The organism is Streptomyces sp. NPDC029014 (assembly GCF_055564695.1).
Map to the genome: position 1 here is coordinate 1 of NZ_JBVHVT010000062.1, position 16,225 is coordinate 16,225.

The 16,225-nt window shown below is 75.3% G+C and carries 2 protein-coding genes; both read right to left on the minus strand.

What is annotated here, in order from left to right; genetic code table 11:
* Positions 1-1,983, minus strand: a 1,983-nt coding sequence (locus ACZ4VL_RS28630) for a type I polyketide synthase (RefSeq protein WP_468205406.1), incomplete at its 3' end; no start/stop codon positions are given.
* Positions 1,984-2,031: 48 nt separating this feature from the next.
* Positions 2,032-15,972 (minus strand): type I polyketide synthase, encoded by a 13,941-nt coding sequence (locus ACZ4VL_RS28635; protein WP_468205409.1) that lies wholly within the window; start codon positions 15,970-15,972, stop codon positions 2,032-2,034.
* Positions 15,973-16,225 lie beyond the last annotated feature (253 nt).

Below are 16,225 nucleotides of genomic sequence, written 5' to 3' on the forward strand. Positions count from 1 at the left end.
GAAGTCCGGCCGCACACCCCACGACGACACCAACCGGAACAACGCCACCTCAAGCGCGAAAATCGCCGGCTGCGCCCACACCGTCCGGTCCAACAACCCCTCACCAGAGCCGTCCTCACCGAACATCACCCCACGCAACGACGGCCCACCCAACTCCGCCGCGAACAACCCCACGACCTCGTCCAACGCCTCCGCGAACACCGGAAACGCCTCATACAAGCCACGACCCATCCCCAGCCGCTGACTCCCCTGCCCCGTGAACACCACCGCACAACGCACCGGACCATCAGCCGTGCCGTGCACCAGTCCCGGAGCAGCGGTGCCCTGTGCGAGGGCGTCCAGGCCGGTCAGCAGGGACTGCCGGTCCTCGCTCAGGACGACGGCCCGGTGTTCCAGGCGGGCTCGTGTGGTCGCCAGCGCGCGGCCGATCGCGCGCACGTCGGACTCGGGGCGTCCAGCGGCGTACGCGTACAGGCTGCGGGCCTGTGCGCGCAGCGCCTGCGCACTGCGCGCAGACACCACCCACGGCACCGGACCACCCGCCGCAACCGACCCCGGAACCGACTCCGGATCCGCGACCGGGGTGGGGGCCGGGGCCTGCGGGGCTTCCTCCAGGATCACGTGCGCGTTCGTCCCGCTGATCCCGAACGAGGACACACCCGCCCGGCGCAGACGGTCACTCTGCGGCCACGACCGGGCCTCCCGCAGCAGCTCCACCGCACCGGCGGACCAGTCCACCAGCGGCGTCGGCTCGTCCGCGTGCAAGGTCCGCGGCAACTCGCCGTGCCGCAGCGCCATCACCATCTTGATCACACCGGCCACACCGGCCGCGGCCTGGGCGTGGCCGAGGTTGGACTTCAGGGAGCCCAGCCACAGCGGGCTCCGGACGGAACGGTCGCGGCCGTAGGTGGCGAGCAGGGCCTGCGCCTCGATCGGGTCACCCAGCCTCGTCCCCGTCCCGTGCGCCTCGACCGCGTCGACGTCGCCGGCCGCCAACCCCGCGTCGCCGAGTGCCTGCCGGATGACGTTCTCCTGTGCCGGGCCGCTGGGTGCGGTGAGCCCGTTGCTCGCCCCGTCCTGGTTGACGGCACTGCCCCGCACCACCGCCCACACCCGGTGCCCGTTGCGGACCGCGTCCGAGAGCCGCTCCAGCACGAGGACGCCGACGCCCTCGGACCAGCCCGTACCGTCCGCACCCGCCCCGAACGCCTTGCACCGCCCGTCGACCGAGAGCCCGCCCTGGCGGCTGAACTCGGCGAACATCACGGGGCTGGACATCACCGCCACGCCGCCCGCCAGCGCGAGGGAGCACTCGTCCCTGCGGAGGGCCTGTACGGCCAGGTGCAGGGCGACGAGCGACGAGGAGCAGGCCGTGTCGACGGTGATGGCCGGGCCGTTGAAGCCGAAGGTGTACGGCACGCGGCCGGAGACGACGCTGGCGGCCGTGCCCGTGCCGTAGTAGCCCTCGATCTCTGCCGGTACGGCGGGCAGTCCGGCCGCGTAGTCGTGGTACATGACGCCCGCGTACACGCCCGTCCGGCTGCCCTTGAGGGTGGTCATGTCGATGCCGGCGTGCTCGACCGCCTCCCAGGAGGCCTCCAGCAGCAGTCGCTGCTGGGGGTCCATGGCGAGGGCCTCGCGCGGCGAGACACCGAAGAAGCCGGCGTCGAACTCCGCCGCGTCGTACAGGAAGCCGCCCTTGCGGGTGGCGCTCTTACCGGGCCGCTCGGGGTCCGGGTCGAAGAGGGATTCGGTGTCCCAACCCCGGTCCTGCGGGAAGTCCGAGATGGCGTCCTCGCCCCGGTCCACCAGGGTCCACAGGTCCTCGGGCGAGTTCACGCCGCCCGGGAACCGGCAGGCCATGCCGACGATCGCGATCGGCTCGCGGTGGCGGTCTTCCGCTTCCTGGAGCTGCCGGCGCGTCTGGTGCAGCTCCCGTGCCGCCCACTTCAGCTTGTTCAGAAGGTTCTGGTCGTCGGTCATGAGGGGTCACTCCCGCAAAGGTGCATTGAGGTCTGGCCGGGGGCAGGTTCAGGAGTTCCCGAACTCTTTGTCGATCAGGTCGAGGATCTGGTCCGCGGTCGCGGCCTCCAGTTCGTCGACGAAGCCGCCGCCGTCCGCAGGGTCCGGCTGTACGGGGGCTTCGGCGGCGGTTTCCCGCCCGGGGGCGGAGAGGGCGAGCAGTGCGGTGAGGCGGGCGGTGATGCGTTGCCGGGCTTCGTCGCCGAGGTCCGGCCCGGTCAGTGCCTGCTCGATCCGCCCCAGGCCGTCGAGGATCGGCTCCAGGGCCGGTCCTGCTCCGGCGCCGAGTTCCTTCTCCACGTACGCGGCGAGTTCCTGGATCGTGGGGTGGTCGAAGACGAGGGAGGCGGGCAGACGCAGCCCGGTGAGCCGGTTGAGGTGGTTGCGCAGCTCGACCGCCATCAGCGAGTCGAAGCCCAGTCCCTTGAACGGCGTGTCCACCGCCACCGGCCGACCCGGCCCGTACCCCAACACCTCCCCGACCTGCCGCTGCACCACGTCCAGCACCACCCGGCGACGCTCGACCTCGCCCAGCCCCGCCAACCGGCCGGCCAGACCCGCCACCTCCGCCGGACCACGCCCACCAGCCGGACGACGAACACCCGAACCACGTACCAGCGACCGCAACACCACCGGCACCTCGTCGGCATCACGCCGCCGCAACCCGGCCACGTCCAACGCCGCCGGCACCACCACCGCACGCCCCGACGCCACCGCCGCGTCGAACAGCCCGAGCCCCTCCCCGGCGGACATGGCGGCCAGGCCCAGGGAGGACAGCCGTACCCGGTCGACCTGCGACAGGTCCCCCGTCAGTCCGCCGTCCGAGGCCCACCAGCCCCACGCCAGTGACACTCCGGGCAGGCCCTGCTCACGACGCTGCGCCGCCAGCCCGTCCAGTACGGCGTTGGCCGCCGCGTAGGCCGCCTGGCCCGCGCTGCCCACGACGCCGGCGAAGGAGGAGAACAGCACGAACGCGGTCAGGTCGAGTCCGGCGGTCAGCTCGTGGAGGTTCAGTGCGGCCCGTGCCTTCGCGTGGAAGACGGCCCGGAGTCGGTCCGCGTCGAGGGATTCGATCACCGAGTCGTCGAGGACCGCCGCGGAGTGCACCACCCCGGTGAGCGGCCGGTCCGCGGGGATCGAGTCGAGCAACGCGGCCAGTGCCGTGCGGTCACCGACGTCACAGGCCTCCACCCGCACCCGCGCCCCGGCCCCCACCAACTCCTCCACCAGGGCGTCGACCCCGTCGGCGGCAGCGCCGCGGCGCGACACCAGCAGCAGGTCCCGTACTCCGTACGCCGACACCAGGTGCCGGGCCACCAACGCGCCCAGACCACCCGTGCCACCCGTCACCAGCACCGTCCCCGAAGGCCCGAACGAACCCTCCGAACGGCCCGCCGGCACCTCACCCACCCGGGCCAGACGCGGCACCAGCACCCGACCGCCGCGCACCGCCACCTGCGACTCGCCCACACCCAGCGCCAGCCCCAACGCGGCCGCCTCCGCACCCGCCGACAGGCCCGGCTCCACATCCACCAGCACCAGCCGGCCCGGATGCTCCCGCTGCGCCGAACGCACCAGACCCCACACCGACGCCGCACCCACATCCACCACGGCCTCACCCGTGGCACCCCGCGTCAACACCACCAGCCGCGACCCGGCGAACCGCTCCCCGGACACGAACTCCTGCACCACGGACAGAGCCCGTGCCGCCGTCTGCGACACCTCGTCGGCCCGGTCGTCGTCCACGGCCCCGGCCTCCAGGACCACGAACTCCGAGGCCTCCGCAGAGCCCCAGGCAGTCCACTCCACCGCCGCGTCGGCCACTGCCGGTACCGGTTCCCACGTCATGTGGAACAGGGCGTCCTGGACACCGCCGCCCGCGGCGGCGCGCAGCTGCTCCCGCTGCACCGGCCGCGTCACCAGCCGGCCCACCGACAGCACCGGCGCACCCGACTCGTCGGCCGCCCGCACCGCCACCGCGTCATCGCCCGCCGGTACGAGCGCCACGCGCAGTACGGGCCCGGGCCGGCCGGTGAGTTCGATCCCGGACCAGTCGAAGGGCAGGCGCAGTTCCTCTCCGGAGGGGTCGATCGACAGGTGGAACGCCGCGTCCAGCAGCGCCGGGTGGATGCCGTACGCCGATGCCTCGCCGTTGACCGCGTCGGGCAGGGCGATCTCGGCGAAGAGCTCCTCGCCCCGCCGCCACGCGGCCCGCACACCCTGGAACACCGGCCCGTACTCGTACCCCGCACCGGCCAACCGGTCGTAGAGACCCGCGGTCTCCACGGCCACCGCACCCCGCGGCGGCCACACCTCCAGACCACCGCCCTCCACGGGGACGGGCGAGCCCGGCAGCAGCGAACCCGCGGCGTGCAGCGTCCACTGCGCGTCGCCGAGGGCGGCCGCGTCCGCTCCGTGTTCCGGGCGGGAGTGGACGGTCACGGCACGGCGGCCGTCGTCGTCGGGGCCCGCCACGGCGAGTTGGACGCGCGCCCCGGCGCCGTCGACGACGAGGGGCTGGTGGAGGGTCAGCTCCTCCAGCCGGCCGCAGCCGAGCCGTTCGCCCGCCTGGAGGGCCAGCTCGACCCAGACCGCGCCCGGCAGCACCACCGTGCCGGACACGGCGTGGTCGGCGAGCCAGGGCTGCGCGGCCAGGGACAGGCGGCCGGTCCACAGCACGCCGCGGCCGTCGGGCAGCGGTACCGTCGCGCCGAGCAGCGGATGGTCCGCGGCGGACAGGCCCAGGCCGGCTACGTCGCCGCGGCGGGCCGGGACGTCGAGCCAGAACCGCTCCCGCTGGAAGGCGTACGTCGGAAGGTCGACGCGCCGGGCGGCGGTGCCGTGGACCTGGTTCCAGTCGACGGCCAGGCCGCGTACGTGGCCCTCGGTGAGGGAGGTCAGGAACCGCTCGGTGCCGCCCTCGTCGCGGCGCAGGGTGCCGAGCGCGACGGCGGGTGACGTGGTGTCGTCGAAGGTCTCCTGCAGGCCCACGGTGAGGACGGGGTGGGCGCTGACCTCGACGAAGAAGCCGAAGCCGTCGCGCAGCAGCTGCCGTACGGTGTCGTCGAAGCGCACTTCCTGGCGCAGGTTCGTGTACCAGTACTGCGCGTTCGCGCCGGCGGTGTCGAACGGTCCGCCGGTGACCGTCGAGTAGAACGGGACGTCGCCGGAGCGGGGGCGGACGTCCGCCAGGTCGGCGAGGACCCGGTCGCGCACGGTCTCCACCTGGGCGGAGTGGGAGGCGTAGTCCACGGGGATCCGCTTGGCGCGCACCCCGTCGGCCTCGCATGCGGCGAGGAGTTCCGTCAGGGCCTGCGGCTCGCCGGAGACGACGGTGGAGGACGGGCCGTTGACGGAGGCGACGGAGATCCGCTCGCCCCAGCGGGCCGTGAGCTCGCGGACCCGGGCGGCGGGGAGCGGCACGGACACCATGCCGCCGTGGCCGGACAGGTCGTCGGCGATGGCGCGGGCGCGCAGGGACACGACCTTCGCCGCGTCCTCCAGGGACAGCGCGCCGGCGACCGTGGCGGCGGCGATCTCGCCCTGGCTGTGGCCGATGACGGCGTCGGGGCGGACGCCCACGGCCTGCCAGAGGGCCGCGAGGGAGACCATGACGGCCCACAGGGCTGACTGCACGACCACGACGTCGTCCAGGGACGGGGCGTCGTCGTCGCCGCGGATCACGTCGGTGACGGACCAGCCCACATGGGGGCGGAGCGCGGCGTCACACGCGGCGAGTCGGTCGGCGAACACCGGCGAGGAGGTCAGCAGTTCGGCCGCCATCCCCCGCCACTGCGAACCCTGGCCCGGGAAGACGAACGCGACCCGGCCGGGTGCCTCGGCCGCCGTTGCGGTGACCGTGCCGGCGGCCGGCAGCCCTTCTGCCAGGGCGGTCAGCCCGGCCAGGGCGCTCGCGCGGTCGGCGGCCAGCACCACGGCACGGTGCTCGAACGCGGTGCGGGTCGTGGCCAGGGCGTGGCCGACGTCGGTCACGTCGAGGTCGGCGCGGGCGCCCACGAATGCGGCCAGGCGCTCGGCCTGGGCGCGCAGCGCGGACCCGGACCTGCCGGACAGCGGCCAGGGCACCACGGCCGGCCCGGACAGCGCGGCGGCGGTCCCGGTGGGGGCGGCGGGTCGGGCGTCCCCGGCGGGGTCGGGCTGCGTCGCCTCCTCGACGATGACGTGGGCGTTGGTGCCGCTGATGCCGAAGGAGGAGACGCCGGCGCGGCGGGGGCGCCCGTCGGGGTTCCACGCCACGGGTTCGGTGAGCAGTTCGACGGCGCCCTCGCTCCAGTCCACGTGCGGGGAGGGCCGGTCCACGTGCAGGGTCTGCGGCAGCAGTCCGTGGTGCATGGCCTGCACCATCTTGATGACGCCGGCGACGCCCGCGGCGGCCTGTGCGTGGCCGATGTTGGACTTGACGGAGCCCAGGCGCAGGGGCTGGTCGGCGGGTCGGTCCTGGCCGTAGGTTGCGAGCAGGGCCTGCGCCTCGATGGGGTCGCCCAGGGTGGTGCCGGTGCCGTGGGCCTCCACGGCGTCGACGTCCGCGGCCGTCAGTCCGGCGTTGGCCAGCGCGGCGCGGATGACCCGCTGCTGCGAGGGGCCGTTGGGCGCGGTGAGGCCGTTGCTGGCGCCGTCCTGGTTGACGGCGCTGCCCCGGACGACGGCGAGCACCGGGTGCCCGTTGCGGCGGGCGTCCGACAGGCGCTCCACCAGCAGCACGCCGGCTCCCTCGGCCCAGCCGGCGCCGTCGGCGGACTCGGCGAACGCCTTGCAGCGGCCGTCGGGGGCCATGCCCCGCTGGCGGCTGAACTCCACGAACACCCACGGCGTGGCCATCACGGTGACGCCGCCGGCGAGTGCCAGTGAGCATTCGCCGGAGCGCAGGGCCTGCACGGCCAGGTGCAGGGCGACCAGCGACGAGGAGCACGCCGTGTCGACGGTGACGGCGGGCCCTTCCAGGCCGAAGGTGTAGGCGATCCGGCCCGAGGCGACACTGCCCTGGGTGCTGGTGACGCCGTACCCCTCGAGGCCCTGGGGGATCTCGGCGTCGCTGCCGTAGTCGTGGTGCATGACGCCGGCGAACACTCCGGTGGAGCTGCCCCTGAGGGTGCCCGGGTCGATGCCGGCCCGTTCGAAGGCCTCCCAGGACGTCTCCAGCAGCAGCCGCTGCTGCGGGTCCATGGCGAGGGCCTCGCGGGGGGAGATGCCGAAGAAGGCGGGGTCGAAGTCGGCGGCGTCGTGGAGGAACCCGCCCTCGCGGGCGTAGCTCTTGCCGGGTGCCTCCGGGTCGGGGTCGTACAGGCCGGCGTCCCAGCCCCGGTCGGTGGGGAGGAACGACACCGCGTCCCGGCCCGTGGCCACCAGCTGCCACAGGTCCTCCGGGGAGGTGACGCCGCCCGGGTAGCGGCAGGCCATGCCGACGATGGCGATCGGTTCGTCGTCCGTGCCCGCCGGTGCCGGGCCGGCCGGCGGGAGGGCGGCGGGTGCGGCGGTCCCGCCCAGGAGGTGCTCGCGCAGGTGGTCGGCGAGCCGGCTCGGGGTGGGGTGGTCGAAGACGAGCGTGGCGGGGAGGCGCTGCCCGGTGGCGGCGTTCAGGCGGTTGCGCAGTTCCACCGCGGTGAGCGAGTCGAAGCCGAGCTCCTTGAACGGCCGCGTGGCGGCGATGGTCTCCGGGGTGGCGTGCCCCAGGACGGTGGCGACCTGGGCGCGCACCAGGTCCAGCAGGGCCCGGCCCTGCTCCTGGGGGGCGAGGCCGGACAGCTGCCCGGCCAGGTCGGTGGTCGGTGCGTCGGCGGCGGCCGTCCTGCGGGCGGCGGTGCGGACCAGACCCCGGAACAGGGGCCGCAGCATGCCGGACTCCGCCTCGCGGCGCAGGGCCGCCGGGTCGAGCCGTACGGGGACCAGGTGGGCGTCGTCCCGGCGGACGGCCGCGTCCAGCAGGGCCAGGCCCTGCGGGGAGGGGAGGGCCTGGATGCCGGCCCGCCGCATCCACGCGAGGTCGTCCTGATCGAGGTGTCCGAGCATCTCCCCGGCGTCGGCCCACAGGCCCCAGGCGAGGGAGTGCGCGGGCAGGCCCCGGGCGCGGCGGTGCTGGGCGAGGGCGTCGAGGAAGGCGTTGGCGGCGGCGTAGTTGCCCTGGCCCGGGTTGCCGAAGGTGCCCGCGACGGAGGAGAACAGCACGAACGCCGAAAGGGGCTGGTGGAGGGTCAGTTCGTGCAGGTGGACGGCGGCGTCGACCTTGGGGCGCAGTACGCCGGCCAGCCGCTGCGGCGTCAGGGCGGTGACGAGGCCGTCGTCCAGGACGCCCGCGGCGTGGACGACGCCGGTCAGCGGCCGGTCGGCGGGTACGGCGTCGAGGGTCGCGGCCAGCGCGGCCCGGTCGGCGGCGTCGCACGCGACGATGTCCACGTGGGTGGCGCCTTGCGCGAGCAGGTCGGCCCGCAGCCGGTCGGCACCGGCCGCGTCCGGGCCGCGGCGGCTGGTGAGGAGCAGGTGCCGTACGCCGTGTTCGGTGACGAGGTGGCGGGCGAGGAGGCCGCCGAGGGCGCCGGTGCCGCCGGTGATCAGGACCGTTCCGGTCGTGGTGAACGCGGGCGCGGCTGCGCCGTCGGCGGCTGCCCGGTCCGCGGCTACCCCGTCCGCGGCGGCGCCCGCCCGGGCCAGCCGTGGGACCAGGGCGGTGCCCGCGCGGACGGCTGCCTGGGGTTCCCCGGCGTCGAGGGCCGCCGTGACGGCGGCGGCCAGGGCGTCCCGTGAGGTGTCCGCGTCATCGACGTCGACGAGCAGGAAGCGGCCGGGGTGCTCCGACTGGGCCGACCGCAGCAGACCCCATGCCGGTGCGTGCGCCAGGTCGGTGACGTCCTCTTCGGGGCGGGCGGCGACCGCGTTGCGGGTGACGAGGACGAGCCGGGACCCTGCCGTGCGTTCGTCGGCGAGCCAGGTGTGCAGCAGGGCCAGCACCTCGGCCGTCGCGGTGTGCGCGGCCGCCGCCGGGTCGCCGTCCCCGGCCGCGGCGGAGCGGTCGGCGACCACGACCGGTGGTACGTCGCCGTCGGCGAGGAGGGCCTCGAGGTCGACGGTCCGCCGGACGGTGTCGAGCGGGGCGGTGGCGGTCCGGCCGTCCGGGTCCGGCGTGCCGAGTACGGCCCAGCCGCCGGTGTCCACGGTGTCGGCGACCGGCAGCGCGGTCCACTCGGTGCGGAACAGCGCGTTGCGGGTGGTGTCCGCGGCGGCGCCGATCACGCCGTCCGGCACCGGGCGCAGGGTCAGCGACTCGACGACGGCCACCGGCGCGCCGGTGGGGTCGGTGAGGGTCACGGACACGGTGTCCGGGCCGGTCGGGGCGATGCGGACCCGTACGGAGACGGCGCCCACGGCGTGCAGGCCGACCCCGCTCCAGGCGAACGGCAGCCGTACCGGGGCGGCGTCCCGCTGCTCCAGCGCGTCGAGCAGCGCGGGGTGGAGGGCCGCGTCCAGGAGGGCCGGGTGAATGCCGAACCGGACGGCCCCGGCGGCCTGTTCCTCGGCCAGGGCCACCTCGGCGTGGATCTCCTCGCCGGTGCGCCAGGCGGCGCGCAGGCCCTGGAAGGCGGGGCCGTAGCCGTAGCCGCGGTCGGCGATCCGGTCGTAGAAGGAGTCCAGGTCGATGCGTTCGGCGCCGGGCGGCGGCCAGGCCTGGTGCTGCTGCGGTGCGGGGGCCGGTGCCGCGGCGGCGGTCAGCACGCCGGTGGCGTTGCGGGTCCAGGGCTCCTCGGGGTCGTCGGCGTGGCCCGTCTCGGGGCGTGAGTACACCGCGAGGCGCGCCTGCCCGGTCGCGTCGGCCGGTTCGACGGCGACCTGCACCTGGACACCGCCGCGGGCGGGCAGGACGAGCGGGGCTTCGAGGGTGAGCTCCGCCAGGCGGTCGCAGGCCACCGCCTCGCCCGCGCGCAGGGCGAGTTCGACGAAGGCGGCGCCGGGCAGCAGCACGGTGTCCAGGGCGGTGTGGTCGGCGAGCCAGGGCTGCGCGGTCAGCGAGAGCCGGCCGGTCAGCAGGACGTCACCGCTCGCCGCGGTGGTCAACGCCGCACCGAGCAGCGGGTGGTGGGCCGCGCCCAGACCGAGTCCGCGGGGGTCGCCGCTGTCGGCGGGCGCGGTGTCCAGCCAGTAGCGCCGGCGCTGGAAGGCGTACGTCGGCAGGTCGGTGGCCCGGGCGTCCGTCCCCGTGAACCAGGTCTTCCAGTCCACGCCGGGCAGGCCGCGGACGTACCCCTCGGCGAGCGAGGTCAGGAAGCGGTCGGTGCCGCCCTCCGCGCGGCGCAGCGACCCCAGCGCCACGGCCTCGGTACGGGCGTCCTCGGCGGTGGCCTGGAGGCCGGTGGTCAGCACCGGGTGCGCGCTGGACTCGACGAAGAAGCGGAATCCGTCGGCCAGCAGGGTCCGTACGACGCCCTCGAAGTCCACCGGCTGTCGGGCGTTGTCGAACCAGTACTGCGCCGTCAGGGTCTCGGTGTCGTGCTGTCCGCCCGTGACCGTGGAGTAGAACGGCACGTCGCCCCTGCGGGGGGTGATGTCGGCGAAGAGTTCCAGGATCTCCTCGCGCAGGGGGTCCACCTGGGCGCAGTGGGAGGCCACCGTGGCGCCCACGATCCGGGCGCGCACGTCGTCAGCGCGGCAGGAGTCCACGAACTCCTCCAGGGCCGGGACGTCACCCGCGACCGTCACCGCGCGCGGGCCGTTGCGTCCCGCGATGACGAGTCGCCCCTCCCAGCGGGCGAGCTGCTGCTGCACCTCGTCGGCCGCGAGGGCCACCGAGGCGACCGCGCCGTTGCCGACCAGTTCGCGGGCGAAGAGGGCGCTGCGCAGCACGATCAGCTTGGCGGCGTCCTCCAGCGTCAGCGCTCCGGCCACGTGGGCGGCGGCGATCTCGCCCTGGCTGTGGCCGACGACCGCGTCGGGCCGCACGCCGGACGCCTGCCACAGCGCCGCCAGTGCCACGTTCACGGCGAACAGCACCGGCTGGAGGACCTCGATCCGGTCCAGGGACGGGGCCTGCGGGGCCTCCCGCAGCACGTCGGTCACCGACCAGTCGACGAAACGACCGAGCACCGCGTCCACCTCGGCCATGCGGGCGGCGAACACCGGGGAGGTGTCCAGCAGTTCGGTCGCCATGCCCGGCCACTGGGAGCCCTGGCCGGGGAACACGAACACCACCCGGCCCCGGACGTCGGCAGTGCCGGACACCGCCCCCACCGTGGGCCGGCCCTCGGCCAGCCCGGCCAGGCGGGCCGCGCCGGCCTCGGCGTCGGGGGCCAGGACCACGGCCCGCTGCTCCAGTTCGGCCCGGGTCGCGGCCAGCGACCAGCCGACGTCGAGCGGGGACGGCGGCTCCTCGCCGGCCCGGGTGAACGCCGCGAGGCGTCCGGCCTGCGCCCGCAGTCCGGCGTCGTCGCCGGCGGTCACGACCCACGGCACGGGTACCGGTGCCCCCGCCGTCGCGGGGCGGGAGGTGGGGGGGCCGGCGGTGGGGCGCGGGCCGGGGACGGCGGTGTGCGTGCCGGCGGGCGGCTCCTCCAGGATGAGGTGCGCGTTGGTTCCGCTGATGCCGAACGAGGACACGCCCGCCCGGCGGGGGTGGCCGTCCGCCGGCCACGGCACCGCCTCGGTCAGCGGTTCCACGGCGCCCGCGGTCCAGTCGACGTGCGGCGACGGCTCGTCGATGTGCAGGGAGCGCGGCAGCAGCCCGTGGCGCATCGCCATCACCATCTTGATGACGCCGGCCGCGCCCGCCGCGGCCTGGGTGTGCCCGATGTTCGACTTCACCGATCCCAGGCGCAGCGGCCGGCCGTCGGCCCGTCCCTGCCCGTAGGTGGCCAGGAGGGCCTGCGCCTCGATGGGGTCGCCGAGCGTCGTGCCGGTGCCGTGCGCCTCGACCGCGTCGACGTCCTCGGGGTTCAGGGCCGCGTCCGCGAGCGCGTCCCGGATGACGCGCCGCTGCGAGGGGCCGTGCGGGGCCGTCAGCCCGTTGCTGGCGCCGTCCTGGTTGACGGCGCTGCCGCGGACGACCGCGAGGACCCGGTGGCCGCGTCGCACGGCGTCCGACAGCCGCTCGACCAGCAGCACGCCCGCGCCTTCGGCCCAGCCGGTGCCGTCGGCCGCCGCCGAGAAGGGCTTGCAGCGGCCGTCGGGCGACAGCGCTCCCTGTCGGCTGAGTTCGACGAACATGCCCGGCGTCGGCATGACGGTCACACCGCCGGCGAGGGCCATCGAGCACTCCCCCGACCGCAGCGAGCGCACCGCCCAGTGCAGGGCCACCAGGGACGATGAGCAGGCGGTGTCGACGGTCACCGCGGGCCCTTCGAGGCCCAGGGTGTAGGCGACCCGGCCGGAGGCGACGCTGATCGTCCCGCCGGTCAGCCGGTGGCCGTCGACGCCCTCGGCGCCGTCCTTGAGCTGCGGTCCGTACTCCTGGAACATCGTCCCGAAGAACACGCCGGTGCGGCTGCCGCGCAGGGCGTGCGGATCGATGCCGGCGCGTTCCACGGCCTCCCAGGACGTTTCCAGCAGCAGCCGCTGCTGCGGGTCCATCGCCAGGGCCTCGCGGGGCGAGATGCCGAAGAACGCCGGGTCGAAGCCGTCCGCGTCGTGGAGGAACCCGCCGTGCCGCACGTAACTGGTGCCGGGGCGCTCCAGCTGCGGGTCGTAGAGGTGGTCCAGGTCCCAGCCGCGGTTGACGGGGAAGTCCCCGATGACGTCCCGTTCGGCGAGGACCAGCTCCCACAGTTCCTCGGGGCTGGTCACGCCGCCGGGGAAGCGGCAGGCCATCGCCACGATCGCGATCGGCTCGTCGGCGGAGCCGGGGCGCGGGGCGGTCGTCTCCCCCGCGGGTGCGTCGTCGCCGCCGGAGAGCAGGCCGTACAGGTGGGAGGCGGTCGCGGCGGGCGTCGGGTGGTCGAAGAGGGCGGTCGTGGTGAGGGACGCCCCGGTCGCGGCCCGCAGCCGGTTGCGCAGGTCGACCATGCCCACGGAGTCGAGGCCGAGCGCCTTGAAGGTGCGCTGCACGTCGATGTCGTGGGGGTGCGGGTGGCCCAGGACGACGGCGGTCTCCTGCCGGACGAGGTCGGCCGCCCGTTCGGGGGTCATCACGTCGTGGCCGCGCTCCCGGACCGCGCGCGCCGACTGCGCCGTCCGGGCGGGGGCCTCGGGCTGCGGTTCGGCGGTCGCCGGGGACGCGGCGGCCGGGGTCGGGGCCGGGGCCGGGGTCAGCCAGTGGCTGCGGCGCTGGAAGGCGTACGTCGGCAGGTCGGCCGCCCGGGGACCGGGGCCGAGGAGGGCCGGCCAGTCCACGTCGACGCCGCCGGTCCAGGCCTCGCCGGCCGACAGCAGGAAGCGGTCCCAGCCGCCCTCGCCGCGGCGCAGCGTGCCGACCGCCAGGGCCCGGGGTCCCGCGCCGACGGCCTCCAGGGTCTCCTCGACGGCCGCTGCGAGCACGGGATGGGCGCTGATCTCGACGAAGCGGGTGAAGCCGTCCGCCGCCGCGGCGCGCACCGCGTCCTCGAACCGGACCGTCTCGCGCAGGTTGCGGTACCAGTACTCCTCGTCCAGCCGGGGGTCGGCGAGCAGGGCGCCGGTCAGCGCCGAGTAGAACGGCACGGCGGCCTGCTCCGGGACGATCCCGGACAGGGCACCCAGGACCTCGTCGCGGGCGACCTCGACCTCGGCGCAGTGGGAGGCGTAGTCGACCGGGATCCTGCGGGCCCGGACGTCCGCGGCCGCGCACCGGGCCAGCAGGTCCTCCAGGGCGCGCGGGTCGCCGGACACCACCGTCGACGACGGGCCGTTGACGGCCGCGACCGACAGCCGGCCGTCGAAGGGGGCGATCAGCTCGCCGGTCGCCGCGGCGCCCAGCGCGACGGCGACCATGCCGCCCCGCTCGGCCAGGAGCCGGCGGATGGCCCGGCTGCGCAGGGCCACCACCCGGGCTCCGTCCGCGAGGGACAGGGCGCCCGCGACCACGGCGGCGGCGATCTCGCCCTGGGAGTGGCCGAGCACGGCGGCCGGTTCGACGCCCGCCGACCGCCACACCTCGGCCAGGGACACCATCACCGCCCAGAGCGCCGGTTGCACGACGTCGACCCGGTCCAGCCGCTCCGGGTCGGACGGGTCCCGCACCACATCGGTCAGCGACCAGTCGACGTACGGGGCCAGGGCGCTCTCGCAGGCCGCCATGCGCTCGGCGAAGACGGGCGACGACTCCAGCAGTCCGGCGGCCATGCCCGCCCACTGCGCGCCCTGTCCGGGGAAGACGAACACCACGCCGGGGTCCGTGCCGGGGCCGGGGCCTGCGGAGACGCCCCGTACCACCTCGGCCGCGCCGGATCGGCCCGCCAGGGCGCGCAGCCCGGCCCGCAGCGCCGCCTCGTCCGCGCCGACGACGACGGCACGGTGCTCGAACTGCGCCCGCCCGGCGGCGAGCGTGCGGGCGACGGAACGCGGCCCCGAGCCCGGGTGCCGCCGCAGGTGGTCCTCCAGCCGCTCCGCCTGCGCGGCGAGCGCGCCCTCGTCACGGCCGGACACCGGCCAGGCGAGCAAACCGGTGGCCTCGACCGGTGCCGGGGCGGCGGCACCGGCTGCGCCCTCGGGGGCGGCCGCCCTCGGGGCGCGCAGGTCCGCGGGGGCGTCCGTGAGGATGACGTGGCAGTTGGTGCCGCCCAGTCCGAAGGAGGAGACACCGGCGACGAGCCGGCCGTTCTCGTCGGGCCACGCCTCGTGCTCGCGCTGCACGGAGAGGTTCAACTCGTCCAGCGGGATGCGGGGGTTGGGGGTCTCGTGGTTGAGCGTGGGGACGACCTCGCGCTCGCTGATGCAGGCGACGACCTTCAGCAGTCCGGCGATGCCCGCCGCCGCCTCGAGGTGGCCGACGTTCGTCTTGACCGAACCGACCCGCAGCGGCGCCTCCTGGGGGCGCGCGGAACCGAAGGCCCGGCCGACGGCCGAGGCTTCGAGCGGGTCGCCCACCCGGGTACCCGTGCCGTGCAGTTCCACGTACTGGACGTCGGCGGGCGAGACACCGGCGGCGCGGCAGGCGTCGAGCAGGACCGCGTGCTGCGCCGCGGCGTCGGGGACGGTCAGGCCGTCACCGCCGCCGTCGTTGTTGACCGCGGTTCCCCGGATCACGGCGAGGACCCGGTCGCCGTCGGCGACGGCCTGCTGCAGGGGCTTGAGCAGGACGAACCCGCCGCCCTCGCCGCGGGCGTAGCCGTTGGCGCGCGCGTCGAAGGTGTAGCAGCGCCCGTCGGGTGAGAGCGCCTCGAAGCTCTTGAGGCTCCGGGTGCCGTGGTCGGCCAGGACGAGGTTGACGCCGCCCGCCAGCACGGCGTCGCACTCGCCGCGCAGCAGGCTCTGCACCGCCAGGTGGACGGCGACGAGCGAGGAGGACTGCCCGGAGTCCACCACGGCGCTCGGCCCGCGCAGGCCGAGGTGGTAGGAGATCCGGTTGGCGATGAAGCTGCGCTGGGTGCCGGTGAGGCTGTGCCGGGAGACGGCCTCGGGCCCCTGACGGTGCAGCAGGGCCGCGTAGTCGTCGTTGATGACGCCGACGAACACGCCGACCCGGGCACCCCGCAGCGCGTGCGGGGAGGTCCCGCTGCGCTCCACGGCCTCCCAGCTCAGCTCCAGCGCCAGGCGCTGCTGCGGGTCCATGGCGGCCGCCTCGGCCGGGGAGACCTCGAAGAAATCGGCGTCGAACCCGTCGACCGCGTCCAGGTATCCGCCCGGCAGATCCACGTCCGCCGACGCGTGCGCGCGCCGCGCGGGCGGAAATTCCCCGATCGCCGAGCGCCCCTCCTTGAGGAGGGTCCAGAACTGGTCCGGAGTGTCTGCTCCGGCAACCCGGCAGGCCGTCCCGACGATCGCGATCTGCGCACTGGAATTCTGACCGTCACGCCCGAGCATATCGGCAGCATTCATCGGTGATACCCCTCCAGAAAACCAGGACAATGCGCACTCGCGCAACGCGTCACACGCAGATCCGAAACGAAGCGAATTCAGCATGAACAGAGCGGACGGGGCGCTGAGAGCCCTCGGGATCCGCCCTGCGGGAGTGGTCTGCCGGCGCTGTGACCTCGCGACACCTCTCCTGCCCCGGCACCCGGACGACCATTCAATTTCGCTGGGAAAGCACTACGGGGGCCGGGCCGACGACGCGACGCTGCCGGTGGCC